Origin of the sequence: Mesorhizobium wenxiniae, from assembly GCF_002284535.1 — a bacterium.
GTDB lineage: Bacteria > Pseudomonadota > Alphaproteobacteria > Rhizobiales > Rhizobiaceae > Mesorhizobium > Mesorhizobium wenxiniae.
Genome location: NZ_NPKH01000014.1, coordinates 367,923 through 383,649 on the forward strand (window position 1 = coordinate 367,923; position 15,727 = coordinate 383,649).

Annotated in this window: 19 protein-coding genes and 1 other RNA gene; 11 read left to right on the forward strand and 9 right to left on the reverse strand. The window is 61.3% G+C overall.

What is annotated here, in order from left to right; genetic code table 11:
- The first annotated feature begins 29 nt into the window (after nt 1–29).
- Nucleotides 30–2,036 carry a DUF3857 domain-containing protein gene (locus CIT31_RS07105; protein ID WP_095518004.1) on the forward strand — a complete coding sequence of 669 codons (2,007 nt, stop codon included), beginning with the start codon at nt 30–32 and terminating at the stop codon, nt 2,034–2,036.
- 15 nt (nt 2,037–2,051) lie between these two features.
- On the opposite strand, the gene CIT31_RS07110 is transcribed toward CIT31_RS07105, so the two are convergent.
- Nucleotides 2,052–3,854: an ABC transporter transmembrane domain-containing protein gene (locus CIT31_RS07110; RefSeq protein WP_095518005.1), complete on the reverse strand. Its 1,803-nt coding sequence runs from the start codon at nt 3,852–3,854 to the stop codon at nt 2,052–2,054.
- 202 nt (nt 3,855–4,056) lie between these two features.
- Here CIT31_RS07110 and rpmE point away from each other — a divergent pair, with 202 nt between their 5' ends.
- Together rpmE and CIT31_RS07120 are read left to right on the forward strand one after the other, a co-directional pair.
- Nucleotides 4,057–4,278, forward strand: a complete 222-nt coding sequence (gene rpmE / locus CIT31_RS07115; RefSeq protein ID WP_065011237.1) for a 50S ribosomal protein L31 — start codon at nt 4,057–4,059, stop codon at nt 4,276–4,278.
- 104 nt (nt 4,279–4,382) lie between these two features.
- Nucleotides 4,383–4,883, forward strand: coding sequence for a hypothetical protein (locus tag CIT31_RS07120; protein WP_095518006.1), 501 nt, complete (start codon nt 4,383–4,385; stop codon nt 4,881–4,883).
- A 9-nt stretch (nt 4,884–4,892) separates the two neighbouring features.
- Here CIT31_RS07120 and CIT31_RS07125 read toward each other — a convergent pair whose 3' ends face one another.
- On the reverse strand, nt 4,893–5,534 hold the full coding sequence (locus CIT31_RS07125) for a TetR/AcrR family transcriptional regulator (RefSeq protein ID WP_095518007.1): 642 nt from the start codon (nt 5,532–5,534) through the stop codon (nt 4,893–4,895).
- 112 nt (nt 5,535–5,646) lie between these two features.
- Here CIT31_RS07125 and CIT31_RS07130 point away from each other — a divergent pair, with 112 nt between their 5' ends.
- Together CIT31_RS07130 and CIT31_RS07135 are read left to right on the forward strand one after the other, a co-directional pair.
- The gene (locus tag CIT31_RS07130) at nt 5,647–6,480 is read left to right on the forward strand and encodes a Rossmann-fold NAD(P)-binding domain-containing protein (protein WP_095518008.1); all 834 of its coding nucleotides are present in this window, start codon (nt 5,647–5,649) and stop codon (nt 6,478–6,480) included.
- A gap of 1 nt (nt 6,481) precedes the next feature.
- A complete protein-coding gene (locus CIT31_RS07135; protein ID WP_095518009.1) occupies nt 6,482–6,961 on the forward strand; it encodes an anthrone oxygenase family protein in 480 nt (159 codons plus the stop codon).
- A 29-nt stretch (nt 6,962–6,990) separates the two neighbouring features.
- On the opposite strand, the gene CIT31_RS07140 is transcribed toward CIT31_RS07135, so the two are convergent.
- The 3 genes from CIT31_RS07140 to CIT31_RS07150 form a co-directional block, all read right to left on the reverse strand.
- A complete protein-coding gene (locus CIT31_RS07140; RefSeq protein ID WP_065011235.1) occupies nt 6,991–7,302 on the reverse strand; it encodes an Rdx family protein in 312 nt (103 codons plus the stop codon).
- A 124-nt stretch (nt 7,303–7,426) separates the two neighbouring features.
- Complete coding sequence (locus CIT31_RS07145; protein WP_023800014.1) at nt 7,427–8,176, reverse strand: YebC/PmpR family DNA-binding transcriptional regulator; 750 nt, start codon at nt 8,174–8,176, stop codon at nt 7,427–7,429.
- A gap of 219 nt (nt 8,177–8,395) precedes the next feature.
- Nucleotides 8,396–8,719, reverse strand: a complete 324-nt coding sequence (locus CIT31_RS07150; protein ID WP_065011234.1) for an ArsR/SmtB family transcription factor — start codon at nt 8,717–8,719, stop codon at nt 8,396–8,398.
- A 51-nt stretch (nt 8,720–8,770) separates the two neighbouring features.
- Between CIT31_RS07150 and CIT31_RS07155 the strand changes: the two genes are divergently transcribed.
- Genes CIT31_RS07155 through CIT31_RS07165 form a run of 3 tightly spaced genes read left to right on the forward strand, consistent with a single transcriptional unit; the run spans nt 8,771 to nt 10,149 of the window.
- Entirely contained in the window at nt 8,771–9,253 is a 483-nt protein-coding gene (locus CIT31_RS07155) for an SRPBCC domain-containing protein (protein ID WP_095518118.1), read from the forward strand.
- A gap of 16 nt (nt 9,254–9,269) precedes the next feature.
- The gene (locus CIT31_RS07160; RefSeq protein ID WP_095518010.1) at nt 9,270–9,632 is read left to right on the forward strand and encodes a hypothetical protein; all 363 of its coding nucleotides are present in this window, start codon (nt 9,270–9,272) and stop codon (nt 9,630–9,632) included.
- A 49-nt stretch (nt 9,633–9,681) separates the two neighbouring features.
- Entirely contained in the window at nt 9,682–10,149 is a 468-nt protein-coding gene (locus CIT31_RS07165; RefSeq protein ID WP_095518011.1) for an SRPBCC family protein, read from the forward strand.
- A 34-nt stretch (nt 10,150–10,183) separates the two neighbouring features.
- Here the strand turns inward: CIT31_RS07165 and CIT31_RS07170 are convergent, their stop codons facing one another.
- The 4 genes from CIT31_RS07170 to ssrS form a co-directional block, all read right to left on the reverse strand.
- Nucleotides 10,184–10,948, reverse strand: a complete 765-nt coding sequence (locus CIT31_RS07170) for a TerC family protein (protein WP_029348937.1) — start codon at nt 10,946–10,948, stop codon at nt 10,184–10,186.
- Nucleotides 10,949–11,019: 71 nt separating this feature from the next.
- Complete coding sequence (locus CIT31_RS07175) at nt 11,020–11,844, reverse strand: TIGR00282 family metallophosphoesterase (protein WP_095518012.1); 825 nt, start codon at nt 11,842–11,844, stop codon at nt 11,020–11,022.
- 81 nt (nt 11,845–11,925) lie between these two features.
- Nucleotides 11,926–12,513, reverse strand: coding sequence for a 5-formyltetrahydrofolate cyclo-ligase (locus CIT31_RS07180; RefSeq protein WP_095518013.1), 588 nt, complete (start codon nt 12,511–12,513; stop codon nt 11,926–11,928).
- A gap of 192 nt (nt 12,514–12,705) precedes the next feature.
- Nucleotides 12,706–12,861, reverse strand: a non-coding RNA gene (ssrS, locus tag CIT31_RS07185) — 6S RNA.
- 181 nt (nt 12,862–13,042) lie between these two features.
- Here ssrS and CIT31_RS07190 point away from each other — a divergent pair.
- The 3 genes from CIT31_RS07190 (at nt 13,043) to CIT31_RS07200 (ending at nt 15,704) form a co-directional block, all read left to right on the forward strand.
- Nucleotides 13,043–13,882, forward strand: coding sequence for an AAA family ATPase (locus CIT31_RS07190; protein WP_095518014.1), 840 nt, complete (start codon nt 13,043–13,045; stop codon nt 13,880–13,882).
- Nucleotides 13,883–14,058: 176 nt separating this feature from the next.
- Nucleotides 14,059–14,505: a GNAT family N-acetyltransferase gene (locus CIT31_RS07195; RefSeq protein ID WP_095518015.1), complete on the forward strand. Its 447-nt coding sequence runs from the start codon at nt 14,059–14,061 to the stop codon at nt 14,503–14,505.
- 8 nt (nt 14,506–14,513) lie between these two features.
- Complete coding sequence (locus CIT31_RS07200) at nt 14,514–15,704, forward strand: vWA domain-containing protein (protein WP_095518016.1); 1,191 nt, start codon at nt 14,514–14,516, stop codon at nt 15,702–15,704.
- The last annotated feature ends 23 nt before the right edge of the window (nt 15,705–15,727 follow it).

The following is a 15,727-nucleotide window of genomic DNA, read 5'->3' on the forward strand; positions in this document are numbered from 1 at the left end:
ATTCGACTGTATCTGGGGACGTGCAGGGCATGGGGCGGGCAAGGCACTTTCAGGCGGCGACAACAGTGGCCGCAAGTCTTACGGCAAGACTCACCGTATTGATTGTCATTTGCATGGTCTGCTGGCCGGCCATGGCCGGTACAACCGTGCACAAGGGCAGCGTTGGCGACTGGATCAAGCCAGTCGCGCTTCCCAAGGCCGATCCGCAATTCGACAGCCAGATCAAGAACGGCATATCCAACCTGCTGTCGGATTATCAGATCCGGAAGCGCCCCGGCGGATTGGAGGTCTTCGACCGCTATGCCTACAAGATCGTCGACCGCACCGGCCTGGAACGCGGCGCCAGCATAAATTTTGAATTCGATCCTGCGACGTCCGAGGTCACCGTGAACTGGATCGACATCATTCGCGACGGCGTGGTGATCCAGCATCTTTCTGATGGTGAGTTCGACGTGTTTCGGCGCGAGAGTGATGCGGAGAAGGGCCTCTTCGATGGTTGGCTGACCGCTTACCTGAACATCAACGATGTCCGGGTCGGAGACATCGTCGATTATGGCAAGACCACGGTCAGAACTCCGATCATCGGCACGGATCTTCTTTTCCATTCCTTTGCCGTGGCCTGGGACGAACCAATCGCTTTGATCCGCAAAAGAGTGACGTGGCCAACGGTGCAGCCCCTGAATGTCCGACAGGTCAGGACGGACATACGGCCGCATGTCCAGTCTACCGGAGAAACGACGACCTATCTTTGGCAAAGCGCCAACCCGACGCCGGTGAAATCGCAGGAATATCTGCCGCCGGACTTTCTCACATACCCATCCATCGAAATCTCTTCGACGTCTAAATGGCAAGATATCGTCGACACGGTTCTTCCGTATTATCGGCTCGACCAGGAACTGCCGGCAGATTTCGCAGCGAAGCTCGATGCCATTGCCGCGAAATACGATGCGCCAGAAGACAGGATGATCGAGGCGATGCGCTTGGTCCAGGACAACATCCGCTATGTCAGCCTGTCCATGGGCCGTGGGTCCTATATCCCGCGCAGCCCGACGACCGTGGTGGCAAGCGGCTTCGGAGATTGCAAGGACAAGGCGCTGCTTCTCGCCTCCAGCCTGCGGCGACTGGGAATCCACGCGGACGTGGCTCTCACCGATCTTGACGAAGGGCTTGCTCTCGCCACGATACTCCCGACGATAAGGGCGTTTGACCATGTTATCGTGAAGGTCGCCATCGACAGCCAGACCTACTGGATAGACGCGACCAACTATCTGCAGGGAGGCAGGGCAGATAATCTTATACCGCCCGACTACGGCTTTGCTCTGCCCATTGTCGCCGACAAGGCGGGAATGGAAAAGATAGAACGAAAGGAGCTCTACCAGCCGACCACCTTTGTGAATGAGGTATTCGATTTCCCCAAACGCAAAGGCGAGCCGCTCAAACTGACCGTCACCACGACCTATTGGGGCGCAGATGCCGATAGCATGCGCTATAAGCTTGTCTCGCAATCGGCGGCAAGGATCGCGGACGACTATCTCAAATATTACAATCGCCAGTATCCCGGAATGAAAAGCCTGGGGCCGCTGGTGACGAACGACAGCCGCGACAAGAATCTGGTTTCGGTAACCGAATCCTACGATCTGTCGGCAGGCGATCTCGATGCCGATAACCTCTCCAAGGACTTTGCTCTGAAATCGGATGTCGGCATCAGATATTTGCCGGAGCCCGACCTCCTCGAAAGGAGCGCGCCAATCTGGCTAGGCAGCCCGATCTTTCGACGACACCGGTGCACCGTCAGAAATTTGAAGGCCCACTTCGTAGGCCCTGAGGACAATGACGACGTGATTACGCCCTACGTTGCATTCAAGGCTCGTTGGACGAGCACCTCCACCGAATTTCAGGTCGACTGGTTTCTCAAGACTCTCAATGACCGGATTCCCGCCAAGAGTATCGGCCCTTATTTGAAATCCCTCAAGAAGATCAACGACAACTCGGCTTGGAACTACAATTTCGCCTATTCGGACGCCGAAGCGAACTGACGCCAGTGGAAGGATCTACTCCGCGGCACCTCTGAAAGCATTCGACCCGGTTTCGAACTGCAGCTTGGCCAGCCGCGCATAGATACCGCCCTTGGCAACGAGGCTTTGATGGGTGCCTTCCTCGACGATGCAGCCGCCATCCATGACGAGGATCCGGTCGGCCTTCAGAATCGTCGCCAGCCGGTGGGCGATAACGATGGTGGTGCGGCCCTGCATCAGCCGCTCCAGCGCCGTCTGCACCAGCGTCTCGCTTTCGGCGTCGAGTGCCGAGGTCGCCTCGTCGAGCAGAAGGATCGGCGCATCCCGCAGAATCGCGCGGGCAATCGCCATGCGCTGGCGCTGGCCGCCGGACAGGGTCACGCCGCGCTCGCCGACCTCGCTGTCATAGCCTTTCTCGAGCTTCAGGATGAACTCGTCGGCAAGCGCATCCTTGGCCGCCGCCTCGATCTCGGCCTGGCTGGCGTCCGGACGGCCGAAGCCGATATTGTCACGCGCGCTGGCCGCGAAGATGGTGACATCCTGCGGCACAATGGCGATGCGCTCTCGTATGGCGACGGGATCGGCCTCGCGCACATTAACGCCGTCGATCATGATCTTGCCGATCTCGGGGTCATAGAAGCGCAGAAGCAGCGAAAAGACGGTGCTCTTGCCGGCGCCCGACGGGCCGACGATCGCCACCGTCTCGCCGGGCTTGACCTTGAAACTCAGACCGTGGACGGCGGCGCGGTCGGGCCCAGCCGGATAGGAGAAGGATACGTCGTCGAAACTTATTGCGCCTCTGGCCGTCGCCGGCAGCAGTTTCGGATGCAGGGGGGCTTGGATCGCGGGCTTCTCGGCCAGGATCTCGGTCAGCCGTTCGGCAGCACCCGCCGCCTGGGCAAGCTCGCCCCACACTTCCGACAGCGCACCGAGGGCGCCGGCGGCGAACACCGAATAGAGCAGGAATTGGCCGAGCGTGCCCGGCGACAGCGTGCCGCCAAGCACGTCGCGCGATCCGAACCACAGCACCGCCACCACCGAGGAAAAGACCATGAAGATGGCGAAGAAGGTGAGGAAAGATCGGGCAAAGATCGAAGATCGCGCCGCCTCGAACGCGGCTTCCACGGCAGATGAAAAATTCCCGGTGACCAGTTTCTCGTTGGTGAAGGCCTGCAGCGTGCGCACCGCGCCGACCTGCTCGCTGGCATAGGCCGTCGCGTCGGCCAGCGTGTCCTGCGCCAGCCGCGATTTGCGCCGCACCGAGCGGCCGAAGGCGACCAGCGGCAGCACGATCACCGGGATAGCGGCAATGACGAGGCCCGACAGTTTCGGGCTGGTGAAGACCATCATCGCCACGGCGCCGAGCCCCAGGATGACATTGCGCAGCGCCACCGAAGCGGTGGCACCGACCGCCGATTTTATCTGCGTTGTGTCGGCGGCGAGCCGCGACACAATCTCGCCCGACTGGGCCGTGTCAAAGAAAGATGGCGAAAGCGTCGTGACATGGCGGAACACGTCGTTGCGGATGTCGGCGACGACGCGCTCGCCCAGCGTGATGACGAAATAGTAGCGGCTGGCCGACGCCGCGGCGAGCAAGGCAGCCATCACCACCAGCATGGCGAAATACTCGGCGATGAAACTGGAATCGGAAGCTGAAAAGCCGTGGTCGATCATGCGCCGCACGGCCAGCGGCAGCGCCAGCGTCGTCGCCGCCGCTACGGTCAGCGAGACGACCGCGCCAATGACCATCTTCCGGTAGCGGGTGATATAGGGGAACAGGCGCCGCAGCGGCTTGAGCGAGCGCCTACGCTCGTCTGCATCGCCGCTGGTGTGCGCCATGACCGTTTCCTCTGGCTCTTTTTGTATGCGCCTTAATATGCGCTTGTCGCGGCCTTGTGATTCAATTCCGGCTGATGTATAGGCTCGCCGACCGTTTTTAAAAGCCGTGGCTCCTCAATAGCTGCGGCTTCGAGTTTTAAAAAGGGGCGCATCGACGCAGGCTTATGCCCGTCAGCAGCGCCGGCGAACCAGGAATAGCACAATGAAGACCGACATCCATCCCGACTACCACACCATCAAGATCGTCATGACCGACGGCACCGAATACATGACCCGTTCGACCTGGGGCAAGGAGGGCGACACGATGAACCTCGACATCGACCCGACCACCCATCCGGCCTGGACCGGCGGCCAGCAGACCCTGCTCGACCGCGGCGGCCGCTTGTCGAAGTTCAAGAAGCGTTTCGAAGGTTTCGGCCTCTAAGCCGCAGACTTTTCGCAGATCAAGAACCCGCCCTCGTGGCGGGTTTTTTGTTGACTGGAGCCACCCGGCACAGGAGGGTCGACTGGTTGGCGAAGGGCGGCGACATGATGGCATTCAACGATGAACGATGGTCCGGCCTCACGGGCGGATACAAGGTCGTTTATGATCCACGGCCGGCCTTGCGAAGGCTGGCCGTTCACTACGATGACAAGTCGGTCTGGGACGAGCTCTGGAACGAACTGCATCATCAGGGCGATGTTGGAGACGCATCTTACGCCGCGGTTGTGGAACTGGCTCGCATCTCCGAAGGCGAAACTCCCGTATATTGGGGAGCTTACGGTCTGGCCGCGACGATCGAAGAAGCGCGATTGGCCTACGACCGGAACCCGCCGGTTCCGGATTGGATCGAACCACACTACAAAACTGCGTGGCAAATCCTTTTCGAATTGGCCTTGCGGGATCTGGCAGTTTTGGCGGACGACCCGACCGTAAACTGCGCATTGGCCGTTGTCGCCCTTCATAGAGGCCGGTTCAGCCTCGGCCGCATGGCGATGTGCGCGGAAGATGAGCGCACGGAAATGCTACGGGATTATTTCGGCCGGTAGTCTCCGGCTCTATTCGCCGACCAGTTCGCGCAGCGCCATCCGCTTATAGGCGGCGACCAGGTCGTCGCCTTCTTGCCGCCCGACCGAGATTGCCAGCCGCATGGTGGCCTCGCCCATCTGCCAGATGAGAAACGCCGTCGTTTCCAGCGCCGCCGGATCGGCGGCAGGCCGCAGCCGTTTTAGCACCGCCGTGAGGAATTCGGCGTTGGCCCGGCTGTCGACAAGCTCGAGTTCGCGCAGCGCCTTGTCGGCCTGTGTGCCCGACCAGATGTCACGCATCACCGGCTCCGCCAGGAACAGCCCGTAATAGATATCCACCAGCTCGGAAAACGCCCGCCGCAGCCCTTCCGCGTCGCTCACCTCGGCAAGTGCTGCCGCGATGCAGGCCTGGCCTTCGGCGGTGTAGCGCTCGGCCAGCGCCCAGACGATCGCCCGCTTGTCCGGGAAGAACTGGTAGAGCGAACCGATCGACACGCCGGCCCGTTCCGCCACTTCGCCCATGCGCATGGCATCGCTGCCTTGCTCGGCGATCAAAGCGGAGGCGGCGGCAAGCATCCGTTCGACCCGTTCGCGGCTGCGTTGCTGGCTTGGCGCCCGGCGCGGCGAGGCGATCTGGCCATCCTGTGAACCCGATACGATCGAGCCTTCCATCACTGTCTCCTAGCGAATGATCAACAAATTGGCTTGACTCGCAAAATACGAGGGTTTATCACGTTTTGCAAATGTGAGGATTACTCATGTTTGTGAACAAAGGAAATCACCCATGATCGACACAGTACGGAAACCGACTTTAATCGTCGGCGGCACCGGCAAGACCGGCCGTCGTCTCGCAGACCGGCTGACGGCGCAGAGCCTGCCAGTGCGGATTGGCTCGCGCTCGGGCACGCCGCCCTTCGACTGGGAAAACAACACGACCTGGGAACCCGCGCTTGATGGTGTCGGGGCCGTCTACATCAGCTACTATCCCGATCTTGCGGTGCCGGGTGCCGCCGAAGCGGTCGGCGCCTTCGCCAACCTTGCCGTGGAGCGCGGTGTGCGCCGGCTGGTGCTGCTGTCGGGGCGTGGCGAAACCGAAGCGCAACGCGCCGAAGAGATGCTGAAATCCTCAGGCGCCGACTGGACGATCCTGCGCTGCGCCTGGTTTGCCCAGAACTTCAGCGAGAGTTTTTTGCTCGATCCGCTGCTTGCAGGTGAAGTGGCACTACCGGTCGGCAATGTCGGAGAACCGTTCGTCGACGCCGAGGACATTGCCGACGCCGCCGTTACGGTGCTTACCCGGCAAGGTCATATCGGCCAGCTTTACGAGCTAACCGGGCCGCGGCTGCTGAGTTTCGCCGACGCGGTCGCCGCGATCGGCAAGGCAGCTGGCCGCAACATCGGCTTCAAGCAGATTTCGCATGCCGAGTTCGCCGCCGCAATCGCCACGCACGCGCTGCCGGCCGAGTTTGCCTGGCTGCTCAACGAACTGTTCACCGAGGTGCTCGACGGCCGCAACGAGGTGCTGGCCGACGGCGTCGAGCGCGTGCTCGGCCGAGCGCCAAGGGACTTCTCCGCCTACGCAATCGAAACCGCCGCTACGGGCATCTGGAGCAACTGACATGATCATGAAACTGCTCCCTACCCTAACCTTCGTAGCCGCGCTCGGCTCGGGCGTCGTCGCTGGTGTCTTCTTCGCCTTTTCCAGCTTCGTCATGCCGGGCCTCGCCCGCTTGCCTGCCGCGGGCGGCATCGCCGCCATGAATTCGATCAACGTCACTGCGGTGACGCCGATGTTCATGACCGCGCTTTTCGGCACCGGACTGGTCTGCCTAGTCCTCGTTGTCGGCGCCATTCCCGGCTGGAATCAGCCGGGTTCGTTCTGGCTTCTCGCCGGCGCCCTGATCTATGTCGTCGGCAACCTGATCGTGACCATGATCTTCAACGTGCCGCTCAACAACGCGCTGGCCGCCGTCGATCCGGCAAGCGCCAACGGCGCCGCCGTGTGGGCCACCTATCTCAGGGACTGGGTGATGTGGAACCACGTCCGCACCATTACCGCCATCGTGGCGCTGGGCTGCTTCATCGTGGCGTGGCGGTGAATGAGGCCAGAAATCTAAAAGACCTTGCGTCAGGCAGGGTCTTTTGACTTGTGGCCCTTACGATCGGCATGACCGAGATGGCGATCCGGATCGATCACGTCGCGAACCAGTTGCTTAAGCCTTGCAGCGTCGGGAAAGCCGCCGTCGCGCTTGCGGTCCCAGACCAGCGTGTCGTTGCAGGAAATGGTGAAAATACCGCCGGTGCCCGGCACCAGCGTGACCTCGCCCAGATCCGTTCCGAAAGTCGAGAGCAGCTCCTGCGCCATCCAGCCGGCCCGCAGCAGCCACTGGCACTGCGTGCAATAGGTGATGCGGACCTGAGGCAGCGCCTGTGGGGTCATCTCGGACTGAGCTCGCTCATGTCAGACTGAGCTTTGCTCATGTCTTCGGGCTGAGCTCGCTCATGTCTGGGCTGAGCTCGCTCATGTCTGGGCTGAGCTCGCTCATGTCTGGGCTGAGCTGTGCTCATGCGGCGCTGAGCTTCGCCATGGTCTCGTCGTCGACCTCGAAATTGGCGTAGACACTCTGCACGTCGTCATCGTCCTCAAGCGTCGCGACCAGCTTCATCAGCGATTGTGCCCGCTCCTCGTCGACCGCGATGTTGGTTTGCGGCTTCCAGATCGGCTTCACCGATTCAGCCTCGCCGAGCGCGCCTTCCAGCGCCTTTGACACTTCGCCGAGGTTCTCGAAGGCGCAATAGATCGTGTGCCCTTCCTCGTCCGACTGGACGTCGTCGGCACCGGCTTCGATCGCCGCGTCCATGACCTTCTCGGCACTGCCGACTGACGCCGGATAAAAGATCTCGCCGACACGGTCCCACATGAACGACACCGAGCCGGTTTCGCCCATCGCCCCACCGGCCTTGGTGAAGGCGGCGCGCACATTCGACGCCGAGCGGTTGCGGTTGTCGGTCAGCGCCTCGACGATCAGCGCAACGCCACCCGGCCCGTAGCCTTCGTAGCGCACGGCTTCGTAAGTCTCGGCGTCGCCCATCGACGCCTTGTTGATGGCTCGCTGGATGTTGTCCTTCGGCATCGACACCGCTTTGGCGTTCTGCACGGCAAGACGCAGGCGCGGGTTCATCGACGGATCCGGCGTGCCGCTCTTGGCGGCGACGGTTATTTCGCGCGCCAGCTTGGAAAACATTTTCGACCGCACCGCGTCCTGGCGGCCCTTGCGGTGCATGATGTTCTTGAACTGTGAATGGCCAGCCATGGCACCCCTGTCGTCTTCTTGGCAGAGCATCCTGCAGCGAGACCTCGCCTTTTGCCAAAATGCTCGAATTCATAATTTCAGAACGTTCCTGGTGCGTCCGGATGGACGTACGGCGCTCTATGTCGGAATGGCCGGCTTATAGATAAATCGGCTCAATTCGTCCAGCCGCGCCGTAACGGTGGTGCGCAACACGTCCGCCAGCTGCATTCCTGCGGCCATTCACCCGTCCAGATCGGATTTCAGCCGGTCGAGAATGCTGATCGCATGCGTGGCGTACTGGCTGATCCAGCGATCGTGGATCTGCTTGATCGGCAGCGCATTGAGATGATTCCAGCGTTCGCGCCCCTCGCGCCGCGCGACGACCAGATCGGCTTCCTCCAGCACTTTCAGATGCAGCATGACGGTGCAGCGGTCCATGTCGGGAAAGGCATCGCACAGCATGCCGGTGGTGCGCGGCGCGTCCTTCAGCTCGTCCAGCAGCGCACGCCGGCGCGGATGCGCCAGCGCCTTGAAAACATTGTCATCCTGCGCTTTGCTTGACATGTTATACTTTTATAACATAATACCGACCCAATCAAGGAAGGAGCTGTGGATATGTCTCTTGGATTCAGCGTTTCGGGCCGCATCGGCAAACCGGTCGCCGAAGTCTTCGACGCGGTCGTCAATCCGAAGAAGCTCAGCGGCTATTTCACCACCATCGGCGGCGCCAGCGCCCCGCTGGTGGCCGGCGCCAAGGTCGTCTGGTGGGGCAAGGTCCCGGTCGAGGTCGACGAGGTGGAGAAAAACAACCGCATCGTGCTGCGCTGGGATGCCACCGACGCCGACGGCAAGCCGGCTTACAAGACGCGCATCGAGATGAATTTCGAGCCGCTGGACGACGGCGGCACCTTCGTCACCATCGCCGAGGCCGGCTGGCACGAGGACGCGGTCGGCCTGAAGAAGTCCTACCTCAATTGCGAGGGCTGGTCGCAGATGCTGGCCTGCATGAAGGCCTATGTCGAATACGGGATCAATTTGCGCGACGGCTATTACCGCAGCGAGATGAAGGGCGAACCGGCCAGTGAAGACAATATCTGAGAAGACGGAGGAAAGAATGACTGCGAAGATCACCGGCGGCATCGACATCGCCATGAAAGTGCCGCCCCACCAATATCAGGACACGATCGCCTTCTATCGGGATGTCGTCGGGCTGAAGCCGTTCACGGCCAAGGCGCCGGCCGTTGGTTTCGAACTCGGCCCCAATCGCCTGTGGATCGACGAAGCGCCGATGCTGAGCCAGGCCGAGGTCTGGCTGGAGCTGTTCACCGATGATTTTCCGGCCGCAGCCGATCATCTCGCCAAGGCCGGCGTCGTGCGCTGCGACGCCATCGAGGCGCTCGGCGAAGATTTCCGCGGCGGCTGGATCACCAATCCGGCCAATATTATCCACCTGGTGCGCGAACCCGACGCCTGGTGACCCCGACGCCTGGCGACAGGGGCGGCATAGACTTGAGAAGGAGGACGAAATGGAAATCCGCGAGACACCTACCGCCGAAGCCGGCATGCTGATCCGGCGGCCGGTCGCAGAAGTGTTCGAAGCCATCGTCGATCCGGCGATCACCCGGAAATTCTGGTTCACTCATGGCAGCGACAGACTCGACAGCGGCAAGGAGGTTCGCTGGGAATGGCGCATGTACGACGTCTCGGCGCCGGTCACGGTCAGCGAGATCGTCAGGAACGAAAAGATCGTCATACAATGGAGCGATCCGCCGACCACGGTGGTCTGGACTTTTACCGAGATGCCGGGCGGCACGACCTTTGTCGAGGTTCGCAATTTCGGTTTTGCCGGCAGCCCCGATGAACAGGTCAAGCAGGCGATCGGCTCGACCGATGGCTTCGCGCTCGTGCTCGCCGGCGCCAAGGCGTGGCTGGAGCAAGGGCTGACGCTTGGTCTGATCGGCGACCGTCATCCGAAGGGTGTTCCGGCGACTTAGAACGCACCGGCTTCGCCAGACCGGCGCGCCAACCTTAGTGCCCGCCGGCCTTTGCCTTTCTGCGACGTCGCGCCAGCATGTTGAGGCCCTCGACAAGGGCGGAAAAACCCATGGCGGCGTAGATGTAGCCCTTCGGCACATGGAAGCCCATGCCGTCGGCGATCAGCGTCATGCCGATCATCAGCAGGAAACTCAGCGCCAGCATGACGATGCTCGGGTTCTTGGCGATGAAGTTGGCGAGCGGCCCGGCCGCCAGCATCATCACGGTGACTGCCACGATAACGGCGATGTACATGATGGCGATCTCGTCGGTCATGCCGACCGCAGTGATGATCGAATCGATCGAGAAGACGAGGTCGAGCAGCAGGATCTGGAAGATGGCGCCGGCCATCGAAAGCTGCAGCGTCTCGCCCATCATCGTGTCCTGGTGATCCTCGAGATCGACCGTGTGGTGTATCTCCTTGGTCGCTTTCCAGACGAGGAATAGGCCGCCGGCGATCAGGATCAGATCGCGCCAGGAAAAGCCATGGCCGAAAGCGGTGAATACCGGCGCCGTCAACTGGACGATGATCGAGATGGTGGCAAGCAGCACCAGCCGCATGATCAGCGCGGCGGAAATGCCGAGCCGCCGGGCGCGGGCCCTTTGTGCCTCCGGCAATTTGTTGGTCAGGATCGAGATGAAGATCAGATTGTCGATGCCGAGCACAACCTCCAGCACAATCAGCGTCAGCAACGCGACCCACGCGGTCGGATCGGAGACAAAGGCGAAATGCGGCGCCAGGAATTCGATGAGCTGCATGGAGGTCGTCCCCTCTTACGATCTAGAGCAGTGTCGCCGGCAGTTAGGTATCGCAGGCGTTGATATCAATGTCACGACCAGAAAGATGGCGCGGTTTCCTCGAGCCGCGGTCCGCGGCGAAACGGCGCAATCCGCTCGGTCAGGCCGCTGCGATCCGAAATGTCGACACCGACGCCGCACAATGTCGCCGGGCCGGTCGCCGCCTCGAAGCGTCCTTTCGGCACCTTCGACAGAAACCGGTTGAGCGGCTCCTCCTTGTCCATGCCGAGCGAGGAATCATAGTCGCCGCACATGCCGGCGTCGGAAATGTAGCCGGTGCCGCCATTGAGGATTTGGTGGTCGCCGGTCGGCTGGTGCGTGTGGGTGCCGACGACCAGGCTGACGCGGCCGTCGACGAAATGCGCAAAGCACATTTTTTCGGAGGTCGCCTCGGCATGGAAATCGATGACCACCGCATCGGCCTGCTCGCCGAGCGGGCAGGCGGCAAGCTCGCGCTCACCGGCCTGGAACGGATCGTCGAGTTCGGGATGCATGAACACCCGGCCCATGATGTTGGCGACCAGAACGCGCGCGCTATTCCTGGCAATGTAGACGCCGGAGCCGCGCCCCGGCGTGCCCTTGGGGAAATTGGACGGGCGCAGGAACCGCTCCTCGCGCGGGGCGAAAACCAGCGCGTCGCGCTGGTCCCAGACATGGTTCCCGGTGGTGACGACATCGGCACCCGCCGAGATCGTCTCGCGAAAGATCTCTTCGGTGATGCCGAAACCGCCGGCGGCGTTCTCACCATTGACGATGACGAAGTCGAGTTTGAAATCCGAGATCAGGCCGGGCAGTTGTTCCCACACCGCCGTGCGTCCCGTCTTGCCGACCATATCGCCGAGGAAGAGAAGTCTCATATAAGAATGATCCCGAACCGAAGGTCAGCGAACCAAAAAGCTGCATGACTTTCGGAAAAGACCATGCGTCCAGGAACTTATCTACAATTTCGGCGCGAACCGGCGCAACCCGTTCTCGGTGAGTATTTCCGAGATGATCACGTCATGCGGCTCGTCCGGCACCAGCGCCACCTCCTGGCAGTCGAAAGCAATGCCGATCAGTCGCGGCGGTTGCCCCTTGTCGACCAGCCGCGCGATCGCGCGGTCGTAATAACCGGCGCCGTAGCCAATCCGGTGGCCGCGCGCGTCGAAAGCCGCGAGCGGCACGAGCATCACCTGGGGATCGAGCACCTCCGCCTCCTCATGTGGTCCGACGGTGCCGAACCCCATGTCGACCATCGGTGCGCCACGCACCAGTTCGCGAAAGACGATGGTGGTCTTGTCGAGAATTGCCGGCAGGCAAAGCCTTGCTCCCTTTTCGCGCAAGGCGAACATCAGCGGCCGGATATCGACTTCCGAGCGCATCGGCCAGAAGCCGGAGACGATCTGGCCAGGCTCCATCGCAATGCTGTCCCGCGCCGTCTCGGCCATTTCGAGCGCTGCCTCCACCCGCCAGAATGGATCGAGCGCGTCGCGGCGCCCGAGTGCTTCGCGTCGCAAGTGTCTTTTCAGGTCTTTCGGGGTTGTCATGCGCGGACGTGTAGAAAAGATCAGATTTGGATGGAGTTTTAGGAGCGACGTTTTCTACCGCATGATCCACCGAAGTGTCAGCGGTTCGGTGAAAGGATCATGCGAAATGAGATCAGCGGATCGAACTTTTCGTTCGTGAGCACCGCACAAAGCGGTGCGACAAAATCCGCCAAAGATGGCCTTTTTGATGGGTGACGATCCACACAACCGGTGGAGAGAGCGATCCCGGGAACCTACAAAGTAGGTGGGCGCCGTATGAGAAAACCCACGGGTCTTCCCAGGGACAGCTCCCTAGGGATCATTAAGGCCCCGGGGAAAATGTTCTCCTGCCGGGAAGCGCAGACCGTCACGACCAATATAGGCTGACGATTGACCAAGCGCCAGAGAGATGGCCATGTTCGCCGGCTTAATTCGTCACAAAGCCCTGCCTGGGACCTGCGCGACACGAGGTTTCACCGCGCCTCGCCGCGGTGCCTTGCACAGGCTGGACTGTCTCCTTACGGTTGCCCATCAAAACCGAGGAGTAAGAATGCGTTTCGAAGGCACGGCGGCCTATGTCGCCGACAAGGATCTGATGGTGGCAGTCAATGCGGCGATCGCGCTGGAGCGGCCATTGCTGGTCAAGGGCGAGCCCGGCACCGGCAAGACCGAACTGGCCAGGCAAGTGGCGGCGGCGCTCGGCGTCGAGCTGATCGAATGGCACGTCAAGTCGACGACAAGGGCGCAGCAGGGCCTCTACGAGTATGACGCCGTCTCGCGGCTGCGCGACAGCCAGCTCGGCGACGAGCGCTTCAACGACATCAGGAACTATATCAACCGCGGCAAGCTGTGGGACGCCTTCGCCGCAGGCAAGAAGGTCGTGCTTCTGATCGACGAGATCGACAAGGCAGATATCGAGTTCCCCAACGACCTGTTGCAGGAACTCGATAGGATGGAGTTCTTCGTCTACGAGACCGGCGAAACGATCCGCGCCGCCGTGCGCCCGATCGTCATCATCACCTCCAACAACGAGAAGGAACTGCCGGACGCCTTCCTGCGCCGCTGCTTCTTCCACTATATCCGCTTCCCCGACGTCGAGACGCTGCACAGGATAGTCGACGTGCACTATCCCGGCATCAAGCAGAACCTGGTGCGCGCCGCATTGACCCAGTTCTACGAGATCCGCGACGTGCCTGGCCTGAAGAAGAAGCCGTCGACCTCCGAGGCGCTCGATTGGATCAGACTCTTGGTCGCCGATGACATCGCGCCCGAGGATCTGCGCGCCGATCCGAAGAATGCGCTGCCGAAATTGCATGGTGCGCTTTTGAAGAACGAACAGGACGTGCATTTGTTCGAGCGCCTGGCATTTATGGCGAGAAGGCAGGGGTGAGGAGCGGTTGGCCAAAGGCCGACGAAAAGCCAACGATTTGGCTTTTGGAGCGACGAACGCCCGGAGCCATAGCGAAGGCCGGGCATACGCGTCGGACAGCGCTTTCCCGTTGCTGGACCGTTGCCGCCGGCCGGGCACCGAGGCAGCCTAGGCATAAAGCTTCGGAGGGAAATGAAATGACCGGGATTACCGTCCGCCCAATGGCACAATCCGACCACGCCGACTGGCAGCGTCTGTGGACTGCCTACCTCAACTTCTACGAAACCAGACTGCCGGAGGAGGTCTACGCCGTCACCTGGAAGCGCCTGTTCACGGCGGGTGAGTTCGAACCGAAGGGGTTCATCGCCACCCTCGACGGCAAGGCGGTCGGCCTGACGCACTATCTCTATCATCGCTCCTGCTGGTCGCAGGCGAACAATTGCTATCTGCAGGACCTGTTCGCCGACCCGGATGTGCGCGGCAAGGGCGTCGGCGCGGCCCTGATCGAAGCGGTCAAGCAGGAAGCCGGCAAGGTCGGCGTCAAGAACGTCTACTGGATGACCCACGAAACCAACACCACAGCGCGCAAGCTCTACGACCACGTGGCGCGGCGGACCGGCTTCATCGAGTATGATCTGCTATAGGCAATGCGATGTTCATCCCCTTCTTCCTCGAACTGAAGGCAGCGCGGGTTCCGGTCTCGCTCCGGGAATATCTGTCGCTGCTTGAGGGGTTGGAGGCGGGGCTGGTCGACTATGACGTCGAGGGATTTTACTATCTCGCCCGCTCAGCGCTGGTGAAGGACGAGCGCCACATCGACCGTTTCGATCAGGTCTTTTCGCACGTTTTCAAGGGCGTCGAAGCGCTGGCTGGCGAAAACGCGGTCGATGTCGAAAACATTCCGGAGGAATGGCTGCGCCGGCTCGCCGAAAAGCACCTGACCGACGAGGAGAAAAAGCTGGTCGAAGCGCTCGGCGGTTTCGAAAAGCTGATGGAAACGCTGAAGAAGCGGCTGGAGGAACAGAAGGGCCGCCACCAGGGCGGTTCGAAATGGATCGGCACCGGCGGCACCTCACCCTTCGGCGCCTATGGCTATAATCCCCAAGGCGTTCGCATCGGCCAGCATGAAAGCCGCAACCGCCGCGCGGTCAAAGTCTGGGACAAGCGCGAGTTCAGGAATTTCGACGATGCCGTCGAACTCGGCACCCGCAACATCAAAGTCGCGCTGAAGCGGCTGCGCCGCTGGGTGCGCGAAGGCGCCGAGGAGGAGTTCGACCTGCCCGGCACCATCCACGCCACGGCCGAACATGGCTATCTCGACGTGCAGACGCGACCTGAGCGACGCAATGCCGTGAAGCTGCTGATGTTCTTCGACGTCGGCGGTTCGATGGACGACCACATCAAAAGCGTCGAGGAGCTGTTTTCGGCTGCCCGTGCCGAATTCCGCCAGCTCGAATACTTTTACTTCCACAACTGCCTTTACGAAGGCGTTTGGAAGGACAATCGCCGCCGCCATGCGGAGGTGATCCCGACCTTCGACCTCCTCCACAAATACGGCCCGGACTACAAGGTGATCGTCGTCGGCGATGCTTCGATGAGCCCTTACGAGATCGCGCATCCCGGCGGCTCGGTCGAGCACTGGAATCCGGAGGCCGGCGTCGTCTGGCTCGGCCGTCTGCTGCAGCAATGGCCGAACGCGGTATGGCTCAACCCGGAAAACCAGAAGGACTGGGGTTTCACCCATTCGATCGCCATGATCCGCGATATCTTTGGCGGCCGCATGTTTCCGCTGACGCTCGCCGGGCTCGAAGCCGCGACGAAGCAACTTTCAAGGAAGCACTGAATGGATTTCCGGCAAGCAAGACA